This is a genomic window from Streptomyces sp. NPDC050534 (assembly GCF_044457745.1).
Taxonomy (GTDB): domain Bacteria; phylum Actinomycetota; class Actinomycetes; order Streptomycetales; family Streptomycetaceae; genus Streptomyces.
The window spans coordinates 452,649-467,000 of record NZ_JBITHF010000004.1; the positions used below are offsets into that span (position 1 = coordinate 452,649).

Consider the following 14,352-nt stretch of genomic DNA (forward strand, 5'->3'; position numbering starts at 1 on the left):
TCAGAGCACCTTCTTGTCGGTCGTGCCGTCGGCCGGGGCGTCGGTCGGACCGTCGCCCGCGCCGGAACCGGAATTGTCCCCCGAGTCGCCGTGCGGTTCGTCCGCCGGGGTGCTCGCCGGACCGGCCGCGGTGGCGGTGTCCTGCTCCGGCGGCCGTATGTCCTCGCCCGGGACGTCCTCCGGGCCGGTGCTCTCGGGGCCGGTGTCCTCGGGCTCCACGTCCCAGACGTCGTCCTCGGCCGGGGGCCTGCGCAGCAGGGCGATCGAGCCGGAGACCGTCGTCGCCTTCAGGGTGCCGTTGCCCGCGCCGAGCCGGCCGGTGATCCGCTTGGCGCCCCACTGGCCGCCGACCCGCAGATCCTCGAAGGCGTTGGAGACCGTGCCGCTCGCGGTGTTCGCCTCCACCTCCGCGTCCACCGGGTGGGGCAGCCGGATGGCGATCTCGCCCGAGACGCTGGTCAGGTTGATGTCGGTCGGGCGGCCTGCCGGATCGAGATCGACGATCATCGAGCCGCTCACGGAGTCCGCCTTGACGGACGAACCGGCCTCGACGACCGTCAGATCGCCCGAGACGGAGTTGAACCGCAGATCCCCGCTGAGGGCCTGCGCCTCCACGTTCCCCGAGACGGTGTCCGCGCGGACCCGGCCGGTCAGCCGCACCAGCGTGGTGTCGCCGGTGACGCCCTTGACCTCCGCGCTCCCCTCCAGCCCGGAGACCACGGCCGTGGCGCCGACGACGCCCACCTCGACGCGGGTGTCGGCCGGGACGGCGAGGGAGACGACGGTGCTGCGCCGCCAGCCCTTGCGGTCGAGCCACTTGAGGAAGCCCTTCCAGGGCAGGTCGTCGTAGGCCACGGTGAGGATGCCGCCCAGCTGGGTCACATGGAGGGGCGGGCCTTCGATCTGGGTGACTTCGAGGCGGGCGGAACCTTCGTCCGTCCCCACCACGTTCACCGTTCCGTTGACGATGCGTACGTGGAGTTCGCGCACGGGCTCGTCGAACGTCAGCTTCCTGGGTTCCGTGACGGACCACTCGGACATGGTGCAGACCTCCCCGTCGCAACGCGCCATATCGCGTCTCCTGCAATTCACGATATATCGCGGACCGGGAAAGTCAAGACACCCGTTCTGGTGACCCGTGACTCCCCGAAAATGACCAAGGAGCGGAATCGCCCTAGTTTGTGAGCATGTCGACGGAAGTCCCCGGCACCGGTCCGGCCGGTCCCACCGGTCCCTCGCCCGGCGCCCTGCTGCTCTGCCGGGCGGTGCCCGAATCCGTCGCCCTCGCGGCCCGTCTGCTGAGCGAGCCGATGCTGCTCACCGGCGCGGGCGACACCTGGAGCGTCCTGGTCCCCGAGGGCAGGCCATGGCGGGACGGCGGCGAACCCGTCGACCGCGTCCTGACCGGCTGGGCCACCGCGCTCGCCGTCGGCGCCCCCTGGCCCGTACTCGCGCTGTGGTGGGACGCCGACCGCGCCGGCTACACCCTCGCCTCCGGTTTCCGCCGTCCCGTCGGCTACGTCTGGCTCGCGAACGGCACCCCGGCCGGCGAGGACGAGGCGATGCGCACGTTCGCGGCCCGTCTGGGCCTGGACCCGGTGCTGGACGTGCAGGCCCTGGACGACCTGACGGAGGCCGACCCCGGCGCCGACGCCTCCGCGCGCCTGCGTGCCCTGCTCGCGGTCCTCACGCGCGCGGGAGTCTCCCTGCCCGCCGGCCTCGCCCCCGGCGAGCCCGCCGACCGCCTCCGCGAGTTTGCCGGTGCCCGTCCGGACACCCGCGCCGTCGAACGCCCCGGCTGGCCCGAGGCGGTCCGCACGGGACTGGACGCCCTCGACGGCAGCCGCCTCGCCCCCTGGATGCCCTGGTCCGGCACCTCGCGGTCGCGCGCCCTGACCCTCGCCCAGGTCGCCACGGGTCTTCCCCTCACGGTGTGGGGCGTACGCAGGCGCAGCGCGGGCCGGATCGTGGCGGGGCTGTTGTTGCTGGGGCAGGGGATGGCGGGGGTGGCGTACGAGCTGATGAGGCCGCGCGACTGACGCCGGGTGGTGAGGACCGTGTCCGGCCTCCGCCGTCGTCTGCTTAGGCTTGTGTCCGGACCCCGACGTACGGATGCAGCAGGAGAAACCCCATGTACTTCACCGACCGCGGTATCGAGGAGCTGGAGAAGCGGCGCGGCGAGGAAGAGGTCACCTTCGAGTGGCTCGCCGAGCAGCTGCGGACGTTCGTCGACCTGAACCCGGACTTCGAGGTGCCGGTCGAGCGGCTGGCGACGTGGCTGGCCCGGCTGGACGACGAGGACGACGAGTAGTCCGCGGAACGCCGAGGGCCCGGCACCGAGTCGAAGAACTCGGTGCCGGGCCCTCGCGGTTGCCCTGAGGCCGGGGCCTACGCCTCGAACACCTCACGCACCAGCTGCTCCTGCTCGGCCTGGTGCCGCTTCGCGGAACCGACCGCCGGCGAAGAGCCGTGCGGGCGCGAGATGCGCCGCAGCCGCTCGCCGTGCGGAATGTCCGCGCCGACCGCGAGGTCCAGGTGGTCGATCAGGTTGAGGGCGATGAACGGCCAGGGACCCTGGTTCGCCGGCTCCTCCTGGGCCCACAGGTACTTCTCGACGTTCGGGTACTTGGCGATCTCCGCCTGCAGCTCGGCGCCCGGCAGCGGGTAGAGCCGCTCGACGCGGACGATCGCGATGTCCGTGGCGCCGCGCTTGGTGCGCTCGGCCTCCAGGTCGTAGTACAGCTTGCCCGACACGAAGACGACCTTGCGGACCGCGGCCGGGTCGACCGACGAGTCGCCGATGACCGGGCGGAACTGACCCGACGTGAACTCCTCCGTCTTCGACGCGGCGGCCTTCAGGCGCAGCATCGACTTCGGGGTGAAGACCACCAGCGGCTTGTGGTGCGGGTTGTGCACCTGCCACCGCAGGAGGTGGAAGTAGTTCGACGGCAGGGTCGGCATCGCGACCGTCATGTTGTTCTGGGCGCAGAGCTGGAGGAAGCGCTCGACGCGGGCCGAGGAGTGGTCCGGGCCCTGGCCCTCGTAGCCGTGCGGGAGCAGGAGCGTGACGCCGGACGTCTGGCCCCACTTCTGCTCGGCTGCCGAGATGTACTCGTCGACCACCGTCTGCGCGCCGTTGACGAAGTCGCCGAACTGCGCCTCCCACATCACGAGCGCGTCGGGGCGGGCCAGCGAGTAGCCGTACTCGAAGCCCATGACCGCGTACTCGGAGAGCAGGGAGTCGTAGACGTTGTAGCGGGACTGCTCCTCGGCGAGGTACTGGAGCGGGGTGAAGTCCTCGCCCGTCTCACGGTCGATGAGGACCGCGTGGCGCTGGCCGAAGGTGCCACGGCGCGAGTCCTGGCCGGACAGCCGGACCGGGGTGCCCTCCAGCAGCAGCGAGCCGATGGCGAGGGTCTCGCCCATGCCCCAGTCGATCGTGCCGTCCTCGACCATCGACGCCCGGCGCTGCAGCTGCGGCAGCAGACGCGGGTGGACGTGGAAGTGGTCGGGGATGTTGACCTGGGACTCGGCGATCCGCTTCACGACCTCCGAGGTGATCGCGGTGGTCACCGGCACCGGGAACTCGGCCTGCGGGTCCGACACCGGGGAGACGCCCGGCTGGGACGTGGCCTCGCGGACCTCGGTGAAGACCTTCTCCAGCTGGCCCTGGTAGTCCTGGAGGGCCTGCTCGGCCTCTTCCAGGGTGATGTCGCCGCGACCGATCAGGGACTCGGTGTAGAGCTTGCGCACCGAGCGCTTCTTGTCGATCAGGTCGTACATCAGCGGCTGGGTGAAGGCCGGGTTGTCGGACTCGTTGTGACCGCGGCGGCGGTAGCAGATGAGGTCGATCACCACGTCCTTGTTGAACGCCTGGCGGAACTCGAAGGCGAGCCGCGCGACGCGGACCACGGCCTCCGGGTCGTCGCCGTTCACGTGGAAGATCGGGGCCTCGATCATGCGGGCCACGTCGGTCGCGTACATCGACGAACGCGAGGACTCCGGGGCGGCGGTGAAGCCGACCTGGTTGTTGATGACGATGTGGACCGTGCCGCCCGTGCGGTAGCCGCGCAGCTGCGACATGTTCAGGGTCTCGGCCACCACGCCCTGGCCCGCGAAGGCCGCGTCGCCGTGCAGGGCGACCGGCAGGACGGTGAAGTCCGTGCCGCCCTTGTTGATGATGTCCTGCTTGGCGCGGACGATGCCCTCGATGACCGGGTCGACCGTCTCCAGGTGGGAGGGGTTGGCGGCCAGCGAGACCTTGATCTGCTCGCCGTCCAGGCCGGTGAAGGTGCCCTGGGCGCCCAGGTGGTACTTCACGTCGCCGGAGCCGTGCATCGACTTCGGGTCGAGGTTGCCCTCGAACTCGCGGAAGATCTGGGCGTACGACTTGCCGACGATGTTGGCCAGCACGTTCAGCCGGCCGCGGTGGGCCATGCCGATGACCACCTCGTCCAGGCGGGACTCCGCAGCGCTGTCGAGGACCGCGTCCAGCAGCGGGATGACGGACTCGCCGCCCTCCAGGGAGAAGCGCTTCTGGCCGACGTACTTCGTCTGCAGGAAGGTCTCGAAGGCCTCCGCGGCGTTCAGCCGGCGCAGGATGCGCAGTTGCTCCTCGCGCTCCGGCTTGGAGTGCGGGCGCTCCACGCGGTCCTGGATCCACTTGCGCTGCTTGGGGTCCTGGATGTGCATGAACTCGATGCCGATGGTGCGGCAGTACGAGTCGCGCAGCACGCCGAGGATGTCGCGCAGCTTCATCAGGGACTTGCCGGAGAAGCCGCCGACGGCGAACTCGCGCTCCAGGTCCCACAGCGTGAGGCCGTGCTCGGTGATGTCCAGGTCGGGGTGCTTGCGCTGGCGGTACTCCAGCGGGTCGGTGTCGGCCATGACGTGGCCGCGGACCCGGTAGGAGTGGATCAGCTCGAAGACCCGGGCGGCCTTGGTGACGTCGTCGTCGTGCGAGGCGTCGATGTCCTTGAGCCAGCGGACCGGCTCGTAGGGGATGCGCAGGGCCTCGAAGATCTCGTCGTAGAAGCCGCTCTCGCCGAGCAGCAGGTTCGCGACCTGGCGCAGGAACTCGCCGGAGGCGGCGCCCTGGATGACCCGGTGGTCGTAGGTCGACGTGAGGGTCATGACCTTGGAGACACCGAGCTTGTTGAGGGTGTCCTGGCTGGTGCCCTGGAACTCGGCCGGGTAGTCCATGGAGCCGACGCCCATGATCACCGACTGGCCGGGCATCAGGCGCGGGACCGAGTGGACGGTGCCGAGGCCGCCGGGGTTGGTCAGGGAGACCGTCACGCCGGAGAAGTCGTCCATCGTCAGCTTGCCCTCGCGGGCGCGGCGGACGATGTCCTCATAGGCCTGCCAGAACTCGAAGAAGTTCAGCGTCTCGGCCTTCTTGATGGCCGCGACGACGAGCTGGCGGTCGCCGTTGGGCTTCACCAGGTCGATGGCGAGGCCGAGGTTGACGTGCTCCGGCTTGACCAGGGTCGGCTTGCCGTCCTTCTCCGCGAAGGAGTGGTTCATCGTCGGCATGGCCTTGATGGCCTGCACCATCGCGTAGCCGATCAGGTGCGTGAAGGAGATCTTCCCGCCCCGGGCGCGCTTCAGGTGGTTGTTGATGACGATGCGGTTGTCGAACAGCAGCTTCACCGGGACCGCGCGCACGGACGTGGCCGTGGGCAGCTCCAGCGAGGCGTTCATGTTCTTCGCCACGGCGGCGGAGGGGCCGCGCAGGGTCACCAGCTCGGGGCCGCCGGCGGACGCCGTCGCGGGCTCGGCCTTGGCCGCCGGCCTGGCGGCGGCGGGCTTGGCCGGAGCCGGGGCAGGTGCCTTCGCGGCGGCCGGCTGCGCGGGTGCGGGAGCCGCGGCCGCGGGCTTCGGGGCCGCGGGGGCCGGCGCGGGAGCCGGAGCCGCGGGTGCGGCCGGGGCCGGAGCGGCGGGCGCGGGCGCCGGGGCGGTGGTCCCTGCGGCCCCCGCGGCCGCAGTACCCGCCGGAGCCGAGGCCGCAGCCCCGGGCTTGTAGTCGGCGAAGAAGTCCCACCAGGCTCGGTCTACCGAATTCGGGTCCTGGAGGTACTGCTGATAGATCTCGTCGACGAGCCACTCGTTGGGACCGAACGCGGCCGCGGGGTTCTTGCCCGCTTGGTCGGCGTCGGTCGAGATGCTCGAGTTACTGGGGGACTGTGGCGACACGGCGGCAACCGCCCTCTTCCGCTTCACAAGGTGATGGACAGCGGGAATTAAGGCTACGCCCCCAAGACCCCTAAGGTCAGGCCGGGCCGGTTCATCGTCGTGTAAGTCACACCGGAAACCGTGTTTCGGGCCTGGAAATGGCGGGAAACAAGCGGGGTTCCGCTTCGAAACAAGGGGGATGGCAAACGCCTGAGTAGGCCCGTCGCGCCCGGTCTGCGGGGCGTGTGCCTGATCACACGTGTCCGTCAGCGCGGACGCTCGTGGATCTTGGGGCTCCGGTTCGGACCTTACGTCAACTCAGAACGGATGTCTCTCCCGGAAGAGTGACACGAATCCGGCAACCCCGTTCCGATTCGGCCACGCCGATCCCGCCACCGTGCAGGTCGACGGCCCAGCGCGCGATCGCAAGACCGAGTCCCGTACCGCCGTCGCCGCCCTGACCGTTGGACGCGCCCGCGCTGCCGCGGTTGAACCGCTCGAAGACGCGGTGCCATTCCGAGCGGGGAATGCCGGGGCCCTCGTCGAGCACCTCCAGCTCCAGCGACTCGGGCTGCTGGCCGCGCCGCGCCCGCACGGTCACCCGGCCGTGCGGCGGGCTGTGCTTGACCGCGTTGTCGATGAGATTTGCCACTACCTGGTGGATCCGCTCGGGGTCCGCGTGCGCCGTCAGCTCCGGCGGGGAGACGTCGAGGTGCAGATGGACGTCCGTACGCGTGTGGGTGCCGGAGCCGGAGGCGATGCCCGCGCGCGCGGGCACGGCCATGTTGGCCTCCTTGAGCACGCCCGACAGGTACGGCCACACCTCGAAGCGGCGGCGGCGCAGCGGTACGACGCCGTTGTCCAGCCGGGAGAGGTCCAGCAGCGTCTCCACGAGCCGGCCGAGCCGCTCGGTCTGCTTCAGCGCCGTGCGCATGGTCTCGGGGTCGGCGGGCGAGACGCCGTCCACGATGTTCTCCAGGACCGCCCTCAGGCCCGCGATCGGGGTGCGCAGCTCGTGCGAGACGTTCGCCACCAGCTCCTTGCGCTGCCGCTCCTGGGCCTCCAGGTCGTCGGCCATGCGGTTGATCGTCTGCGCCAGGTCGCCCAGTTCGTCGCGGCGGTTCTCGCGCACCCGGCGGGTGTAGTCGCCGTGCGAGATGGCGCGGGCGACGGCGTTCATGTCGTCCAGCGGTGCGGTGAGGGAGTGGGCCACGAACTGCGTGATGAGCAGGGTGGCGACCATCGAGAAGACGGTGATGAAGCGCAGCTCCGTCGCCGTGCGCATCGCGATCATCATCAGCCCGGTGGTGATGAGGACCGCGATGACGACCAGTGCGCCCAGCTTCGTCTTGATCGAGAACGGGCGCAGACCGCCCCAGGGCTCCCCGGGGCTTCTCCGTGCGGCCGGCCCGCCGCTCATGGCGTCGGGGTCTCCAGCGCGTAGCCCACGCCGTGCACCGTGCGGATCCGCTCGGCGCCGATCTTCCGGCGCAGCGCCTTGATGTGGCTGTCGACGGTGCGGGTGCCCGAGGCGTCCGCCCAGTCCCACACCTCGGCCAGCAGCTGCTCACGGGAGAGCACCGCGCGCGGGGTGTTCGCCAGGCACACCAGCAGGTCGAACTCGGTGGGCGTGAGGTGCACGTCCTCCGAGTGCACGCGCACCCGGCGCTGCGCGTGGTCGATCTCCAGCTCGCCGAGGCGCAGGATGCCGCTCCTCGGTGTCGCCGCCGCCAGCGCGGCGCGCTCCACCCGGCGCAGCAGCACGTGCACGCGTGCGGCCAGCTCCCGCATGGAGAACGGCTTGGTCATGTAGTCGTCGGCACCGACCCCGAGCCCGACCAGCATGTCGGTCTCGTCGTCGCGCGCGGTGAGCATCAGCACCGGCACCGGACGGGCGGCCTGCACGCGCCGGCAGACCTCCAGACCGTCGAAGCCGGGCAGCATGATGTCGAGGATCAGCAGGTCGGGCTGCCAGGCCTCGGCGGTGTCGACGGCGGCCGGGCCGTCGCCCGCGGTCTGCACGAGGAAGCCCTCGGCGCGCAGGCGGGTCGCGATGGCTTCGACGATGGTCGGGTCGTCCTCGACCACCAGGACCCGGCGCTGTGCGCCCGGCGTCGCCGTCGTGCCGTTGTGGGATGTGTGGGTCTGCTCCATCGCCCGCCCCTGAGTTGCTTTCCGGAATGCGTGGGGTCATTCCTTCTGACTGGCTTTGCCTGCGCATGCTTGCGATTGACGCTTGAATGATCCGCGCCAGAGAAGCAGAGTACGGGGAGTCACCGTCCCGCGGCTATCCAGGTCGGACGGCGATGTGGACGACGTCCGGAACGCCCCGGGCAACCGGGATCTCTTCGGTACGCACCCGCTGGAACCCGGCATTCCACAAGGTTTCTTCGAAATCCGGAGAGGGTTGTGCCGACCAGACGGCCAGGATGCCGTCCGGCTTCAACACCCTTGCGCAGCTTGTGAGTCCGGCCGGCGAGTAGAGGCCCTCGTTGCCCTCGGTGACGGTCCAGTCGGGGCCGTTGTCGATGTCCAGGCACAGGGCGTCGTACGTGGCGGATGTCTCATTCACGAACGTGATCAGATCCGCCTCGACGATCTCCGTGCGCCGGTCGGCGACGGCCTGCGCCGAAAGGGCGGCGAGGGGCCCGTCGCGGTGCCAGTCGACGATGGCGCGCTCGCGTTCCACGACCGTGATCGCCCCCCAGTACGGGTCGGCCGCCGCGTGTGCGAGCGAGAACCCCACACCGAGCCCGCCGATCAGCACGTGTGGCCGCGGGCGGGGGCCCAGGGCGTCGCGCGCGGCGTCCACGAGCAGCCGCTCCGAGCGGCCGTCCGAGGTGTCCATCAGGAAGCAGCCGTTGGCGATGATCTGCAGCAACGCGCCGTGCCGGCGCAGCACGACCTCGCCGTACGGGCCCTCGCGACGGTCCAGGACCACAGGGGTGTCGTAGGTGGCGGTCATGGTGCCATCCTGCCCGAACCGGGGGTCGCGGCCAGGGGAATTTCCTGGAGGCCGCGGGGTCGCGGGGCCGGTGCGGCGCGCGCCTCGCGCGGGCCGCCGTCCGTGCCTACGCTCGAAGCACCGGGAGGCCCGCGAGGCCGGCGAGAAGTGCGTGGTGGCTGCCATGGCCGCGAATTACCCGTTCGTGGGACGCGAGGACGTGCTGGGCGAGCTGCGGGCCGCCCTGGAACGCGCCGCGTCCGGCCGGGGCGGACTCGTGACGCTCACCGGACCCGCCGGCGCGGGCAAGACCCGTACCGCCGAGGAGGCCGCCGCGCACGCGGACGCGTTCCGCACCCGGTGGACGTGGTGCCCGCCGCAGACGGCCGGGCGCGCCTTCCGCCCGTGGTCGCGGCTGCTGCGGGAGCTGGTCGCCGACGACGTGCGCTGCGGGCGGCTGGTGACCGCCTCGCCGCCGCTGCGGGCCCTGGTGGCCGGGTCGGCCCCGGCCGTCCCGCGCGGAACCGACCCGGAGACGGCACGGCTGCGGCTCGCGGGCGACGTGGCCGAAGTGCTGGCCACGGCCGCCCTGCGCGGGCCGCTGCTCCTCGTACTGGACGACGTGCACGCCGCCGACGCGTCCTCGCTGCGGCTGCTGCTGGAGACCGCCGACGCGGCCCGCACCTGCGGGGTGCTGCTCCTTGCGACGGCCCGTGACGACGACACGGCCTGGCAACAGGGCGCGGGCGCCGGACGCGGCTGGGCCCGTGCGCAACTGCTGCGCCGGGGGCGGTCGCTGCCGCTCGGGCCGCTGCCCGAGCGGGACGTCGCGGCGCTGGTGGAGGCGGCGACGGGGGCGGCACCCGCGCCGGACGCGCTGTCTTCGCTGGTACGGCGGACGGGCGGCGACGCGTTCTTCGTCACCGAGCTGCTGCGCCGCGGCAGTTGGGACGGCACCGGCCGCTCCTCGGTCGCCGTCCGGGACGCCGTACGCGACCGGCTGGAGGACCTCACGCCGCGGGCCGCGCGGGTGCTGGACGTGGCTGCAGTCCTCGGCACCCGCTTTCGGCTGGACGTGCTCGCGGAGACCGCGGAGGTGCCGCTGGGCGAGGTGCGCGCGCTGCTCGGCGAGGCCGCCGGGGCCGGACTGCTGGCCGAGGCGGGGGCAGACCGCGGCTCCTTCCGGCACGATCTGCTCCGCGACGCGGTCCACGACACCCTCGCCCCCGCCGAACGCACCGCCCTGCACCGCGCCGCAGCCCAGGTCCTGGCCGGCTACGCCCGCCGCGGCCGCGACACCGCTCCCGCGGAGGTCGCACACCACCTCCTGCTCTCCGGCCCCGAACACGCGGGGGAGGCCGCGCGGTTCGCGCGCGAGGCGGCGGTCCGGGCGGAGGGGCTGTGCGCGTTCGAGGACGCGGCCCGGTGGTACGAGCGGGAGGCGGAGGCGTGGGCCACGGCAGGGGAGGCGGGGAGCGGGGACGAAGGGACGCCCGCGCCCCCCGCCGTACGCGTCGGGATCGCCGAGGCGCTGCTCGGGCTCGGTTCCGCCCGGCTCGGGGCCGGGGAGCGCGAGGCCGCGCGGGAGGCGTTGCTCGCGGCCGCCGGGCTGGCGCGGGAGGCCGGGCGGGAGGATCTGCTGGCGCGGGCCGCGCTGGGGCTCGGCACCGGGGCGGTGGGGTTCGAGGTCGATCTGGAGGACCGTGAGCAGCTCGATCTGCTGACCGAGGCGCGCGCCGCGCTCGCCGCCGAGCCCCGGCATGCCGCCCTGCGTGCCGCCGTCACCGCGCGGTTGTCCCTCGCGGCCGGGCTCGTGGAACCGGAGAAGCACCGGATCGCGCTCGCCGAGGAGGCCGTCCGCACCGCGCGCGAGACAGGCGACCCCGCGACGATCGGCCCGGCGCTGGCCGCACTGTGCGACGCACGGCCCGGCCCCGACCACTGCCGGGACCGCCTCGCCTGGACCGGGCAGATCGTGACGACCGCCCGCGACCTGCGCGACCCGGTGCTCGAACTCCTCGGCCGGCGGCTGCGGCTGGTCGCCCTGATGGAGACGGGCGCGTTCGCCGAGGCCGACGCGGAGGCAGCGGCGTACGAGACGTCCGTGCGCCCGCTCAGACGACCCCTGTACGCCTGGTACGTGCCGCTGTGGCGCGGCACGCGCGCGTTGATGGAGGGCCGCTACGACGACTGCGCGGCCGCGCTCGACGAGGTGGAGGAGCTGGGCCGCAGGGCCGGCAGCGGCAACGCGGGCCTGCTCGCCGTCACCCAGCGCTGGTGCCTGTACGCCGACACGGGCGACACGGCCGGCGTGGAACGGGTGCGGTCCGCCGCGTCCGTCCTGGAGCGGTCCCCGATGCTGTGGCCGCGCGTCTCGCTCGCCCTCGTGGCGGCGCAGTCCGGTCGCCCCGACGAGGCCGCCCGCCGCCTCTCGGCCGTCGCACCCCGGCTCGGCGGGGCGCCCCGCGACAGCGAGTGGCTCCCGATGGTGGCGCAGGCCGCGGAGACGGTGGCCGCCGTGGGCTCCCACCCCTGCGCGTCCCATCTCTACGACCTGCTCGTCCCCTACGCCGGCCTGTTCGCGGTGGAGGGCATCGGCGCGGCGGTACGCGGCCCGGTCGACCGCCATCTCGCCCTGCTGGCGGCGGCCCTCGGGGACCCGCACCGCACCCGCGAGCACCGGGAGCGGGCGCTGCGGGCCGCCGAAGCGGCGGGCGCGGTGGCGCTGACGGAGCGCATCGCGGCGGAGACCGCGGCCCTGACGGAGCGCATCGCGGCGGAGACCGCGGACGAGGGGCGCGCGGGCACAGGCGTCACGGGGTCCGCGCCCCTGCCGCGCCCGCCCGCTGCCGACACCTCTCTCTTCCGCCGCGAAGGCCCCCTCTGGCATCTCCGCTACGCCGGCCGCGACGTACGGCTCCCGGACAGCAAGGGCCTGCACGACATCGCCGTCCTCCTCGCCCGTCCCGGCACACCGGTACCCGCCGTCGAGCTGGCGGTGCCGGACGCCACCGGCCAGGACGCCGGGGCGTTGCGTGCCCAGGGCGACACCGGCGAGGTCGTCGACGCCACCGCCCGGGCCGCCTACCGGCGCCGGCTGCGGGAGCTGGAGGAGGAGGCCCGGGACGCCGACGAGGCCGGGGACGCCGGGCGCTCGGAGCGGATCGCCGTGGAACGGGACGCGCTCGTCGGGCAGCTCGCGGCCGCGTACGGCATCGGGGGCCGGGTGCGCCGCACCGGCTCGCACGCCGAACGGGCCCGTACCGCCGTCACCGCCCGCATCCGGGCCGCGGTGCGGCGCGTCACCGACGTCCACCCCGAACTCGGCCGCCACCTCGCGACGGCCCTGCGCACCGGCACCCTCTGCGTCTACGAGCCCGAACAGCCGCCCGGGTGGCGGCTGTGAGGCCACGCCTCACACCGTGCCGCCCGATCTCACGCCTTCTGAGTGAAGCGCCGAGGCGCAAGGCTCCGAGGGAAGGCAGGACACCATGCCGCGCACCACCAAGGCCGAGGCCGAGCTCAAGGTCGACGAGCCCGTCATCGAGGGACGCTACGCCGAGATCGGCCCGTACACGGTCTCCTACGAGACCACGAAGCAGGACATGGACCCCGCCCCGCTCTTCCGGGGCCTGCCCGACGACCGCTGCCAGTGCCCGCACTGGGGCCAGGTCCTCTCCGGCCGGATCGTGTTCCGGTACGCCGACCACGACGAGGTCTTCAACGCCGGCGACGCCTACTACGGCGCACCCGGCCACCTCCCGCTCGTCTTCGCCGGCACCGAGGTCGTCGAGTTCAGCCCCACCGCGGAGCTGAACCGCACGATGGAGGTCGTCGGACGCAACCTCGCGGGGGCGACGTCATGACCACCGGGACCGACACCCGGATCGGGCAACTCGCGGGTCTCTTCGTGCGGTTCCTGGAGTCCAACACCGCCCCCGAGGGGCTGTTCACGGACGACGTCCTCCTCGACCTGACCCTCCCGCAGTGGCGGCTGCAGACCCGGGGGCGCGACGAGCTCGTCGCCCTGCGCCGGCGCAGCCACCCCGCCCGCGGCACGGTGCCCCGGCACCGTGTGGACCCCACTCCCACCGGGTTCGTGATGGAGTTCGAGGAGTCCTGGGTGGACGGGCAAGGCACCTGGTACTGCAGGGAGTTGATGCGCGCCGAGCTGCGTGACGGCGCCATCGGCGAGGCGTCGTTGTACTGCACCGGCGACTGGGACCAGGCGACTCGCGCGGCCCACGCAAGGGAGGTGACCCTCCTCAGGCCGTGAGCCGCCTCCGGACACCCGGGCAGCCGGACGCGACAGAAGCTTGAGAGGTTGCTGTGAATCGGCTCCCGCGTGGTGTCGGTCACAGACAGAGGCCCCTGTGGTTGCGAAGGGTGGTGCGCGACGGAAGGAGCGCCTCACCGTGGAACCCACCGCGACGGCCGGAACGGACCCCTCGGCCGCGCCCCTTCCCGATGTATCCGAACTCCTGGACGGGATGCCGCGTCAGCGCGGCGGGCCGAACCTCGCCGGCACCGTCGCGCCCGCCCCGTTCGCCCGGGTCCTGAGCCGCCCCTGGCGCCTCCTGCCGACGCCCGCCGGCACCCCGTTCACCTTCGGCTACGCGGCCGTCCTGGCCCTGACCTCCCTGCTCGGCACGTACGCCTCCGCCTCTCTCGTGCAGTCCCTGCAGCAGGCGTCCAGCACCGATGTGGCGCACCTGATGAAGTCACCCGCCCTGGTGCTGCTGGCGAGCGCGCTGTGGGTGGCGGGCGGGCTCGTCTCGCCGTACGTCTTCTGCTTCCTGCTCGTCCTGACCGCGCTGGAGCGGCGGATAGGCGGGGCGCGCACGGCGGTCGTCTTCCTGGCCGGGCACGTCCTCGCCACCGTCGCGACCGAGGGCACCGTCGGCCTCGCGGTCCTGGTGGGCCACCTCCCCGACAGCTCCCTGCACCGCCTCGACTACGGCATCAGCTTCGGCGTCGCCGCCAGCGTGGGCGCCCTCGCGGGACTGCTCAGGCCGTGGCTGCGCTGGCCGGTGCTGGCCCTGTTCGGCGGCATGCTGGTGCAGAGCCTGCTCGAGTTCACCGACCCGATGACGAGCTGGGGCCATCTGATCTCGCTGGCGATAGGCGTCGCGACCTGGCCGCTGATCAGGCGCTGGCACCGGGAGTCGTAGGCTCTCCTGCCCCCTTGTGATCGCTGACAGCGAACGGTACGGACACCCGGGAACAACGGCGGA

11 protein-coding genes are annotated in these 14,352 nt (G+C 72.6%); 6 read left to right on the forward strand and 5 right to left on the reverse strand.

The window, feature by feature from the left end:
- Nucleotides 1–1,041, reverse strand: coding sequence for a DUF4097 family beta strand repeat-containing protein (locus ACIBN2_RS16430; RefSeq protein ID WP_399135042.1), 1,041 nt, complete (start codon nt 1,039–1,041; stop codon nt 1–3).
- 146 nt (nt 1,042–1,187) lie between these two features.
- On the opposite strand from ACIBN2_RS16430, the gene ACIBN2_RS16435 reads away from it, so the two are divergent.
- A complete protein-coding gene (locus ACIBN2_RS16435; protein WP_399135044.1) occupies nt 1,188–2,039 on the forward strand; it encodes a hypothetical protein in 852 nt (283 codons plus the stop codon).
- A 92-nt stretch (nt 2,040–2,131) separates the two neighbouring features.
- Nucleotides 2,132–2,311 carry a DUF6104 family protein gene (locus ACIBN2_RS16440; protein ID WP_003992906.1) on the forward strand — a complete coding sequence of 60 codons (180 nt, stop codon included), beginning with the start codon at nt 2,132–2,134 and terminating at the stop codon, nt 2,309–2,311.
- Nucleotides 2,312–2,388: 77 nt separating this feature from the next.
- Here ACIBN2_RS16440 and ACIBN2_RS16445 read toward each other — a convergent pair whose 3' ends face one another.
- From ACIBN2_RS16445 to ACIBN2_RS16460, 4 genes are all read right to left on the reverse strand, one after another.
- Nucleotides 2,389–6,195 (reverse strand): multifunctional oxoglutarate decarboxylase/oxoglutarate dehydrogenase thiamine pyrophosphate-binding subunit/dihydrolipoyllysine-residue succinyltransferase subunit, encoded by a 3,807-nt coding sequence (locus ACIBN2_RS16445; protein WP_399135046.1) that lies wholly within the window; start codon nt 6,193–6,195, stop codon nt 2,389–2,391.
- Nucleotides 6,196–6,487: 292 nt separating this feature from the next.
- Complete coding sequence (locus tag ACIBN2_RS16450) at nt 6,488–7,594, reverse strand: ATP-binding protein (protein ID WP_399135047.1); 1,107 nt, start codon at nt 7,592–7,594, stop codon at nt 6,488–6,490.
- Nucleotides 7,591–8,328, reverse strand: coding sequence for a response regulator transcription factor (locus ACIBN2_RS16455; RefSeq protein WP_384268422.1), 738 nt, complete (start codon nt 8,326–8,328; stop codon nt 7,591–7,593). Before ACIBN2_RS16455 ends, ACIBN2_RS16450 begins: the two co-directional genes overlap by 4 nt.
- 133 nt (nt 8,329–8,461) lie before the next feature.
- Nucleotides 8,462–9,139, reverse strand: a complete 678-nt coding sequence (locus ACIBN2_RS16460; RefSeq protein ID WP_399135048.1) for a spermidine synthase — start codon at nt 9,137–9,139, stop codon at nt 8,462–8,464.
- 163 nt (nt 9,140–9,302) lie between these two features.
- Here ACIBN2_RS16460 and ACIBN2_RS16465 point away from each other — a divergent pair, with 163 nt between their 5' ends.
- The 4 genes from ACIBN2_RS16465 (at nt 9,303) to ACIBN2_RS16480 (ending at nt 14,289) form a co-directional block, all read left to right on the forward strand.
- Nucleotides 9,303–12,524, forward strand: coding sequence for an ATP-binding protein (locus tag ACIBN2_RS16465; RefSeq protein WP_399135049.1), 3,222 nt, complete (start codon nt 9,303–9,305; stop codon nt 12,522–12,524).
- Nucleotides 12,525–12,609: 85 nt separating this feature from the next.
- Nucleotides 12,610–12,984 (forward strand): hypothetical protein, encoded by a 375-nt coding sequence (locus tag ACIBN2_RS16470; RefSeq protein WP_399135050.1) that lies wholly within the window; start codon nt 12,610–12,612, stop codon nt 12,982–12,984.
- Nucleotides 12,981–13,394, forward strand: a complete 414-nt coding sequence (locus ACIBN2_RS16475) for a hypothetical protein (protein WP_399135051.1) — start codon at nt 12,981–12,983, stop codon at nt 13,392–13,394. The genes ACIBN2_RS16470 and ACIBN2_RS16475 overlap by 4 nt, the downstream gene beginning before the upstream one ends.
- 139 nt (nt 13,395–13,533) lie before the next feature.
- Nucleotides 13,534–14,289 carry a rhomboid-like protein gene (locus ACIBN2_RS16480; protein ID WP_399135052.1) on the forward strand — a complete coding sequence of 252 codons (756 nt, stop codon included), beginning with the start codon at nt 13,534–13,536 and terminating at the stop codon, nt 14,287–14,289.
- Nucleotides 14,290–14,352: the final 63 nt, after the last annotated feature.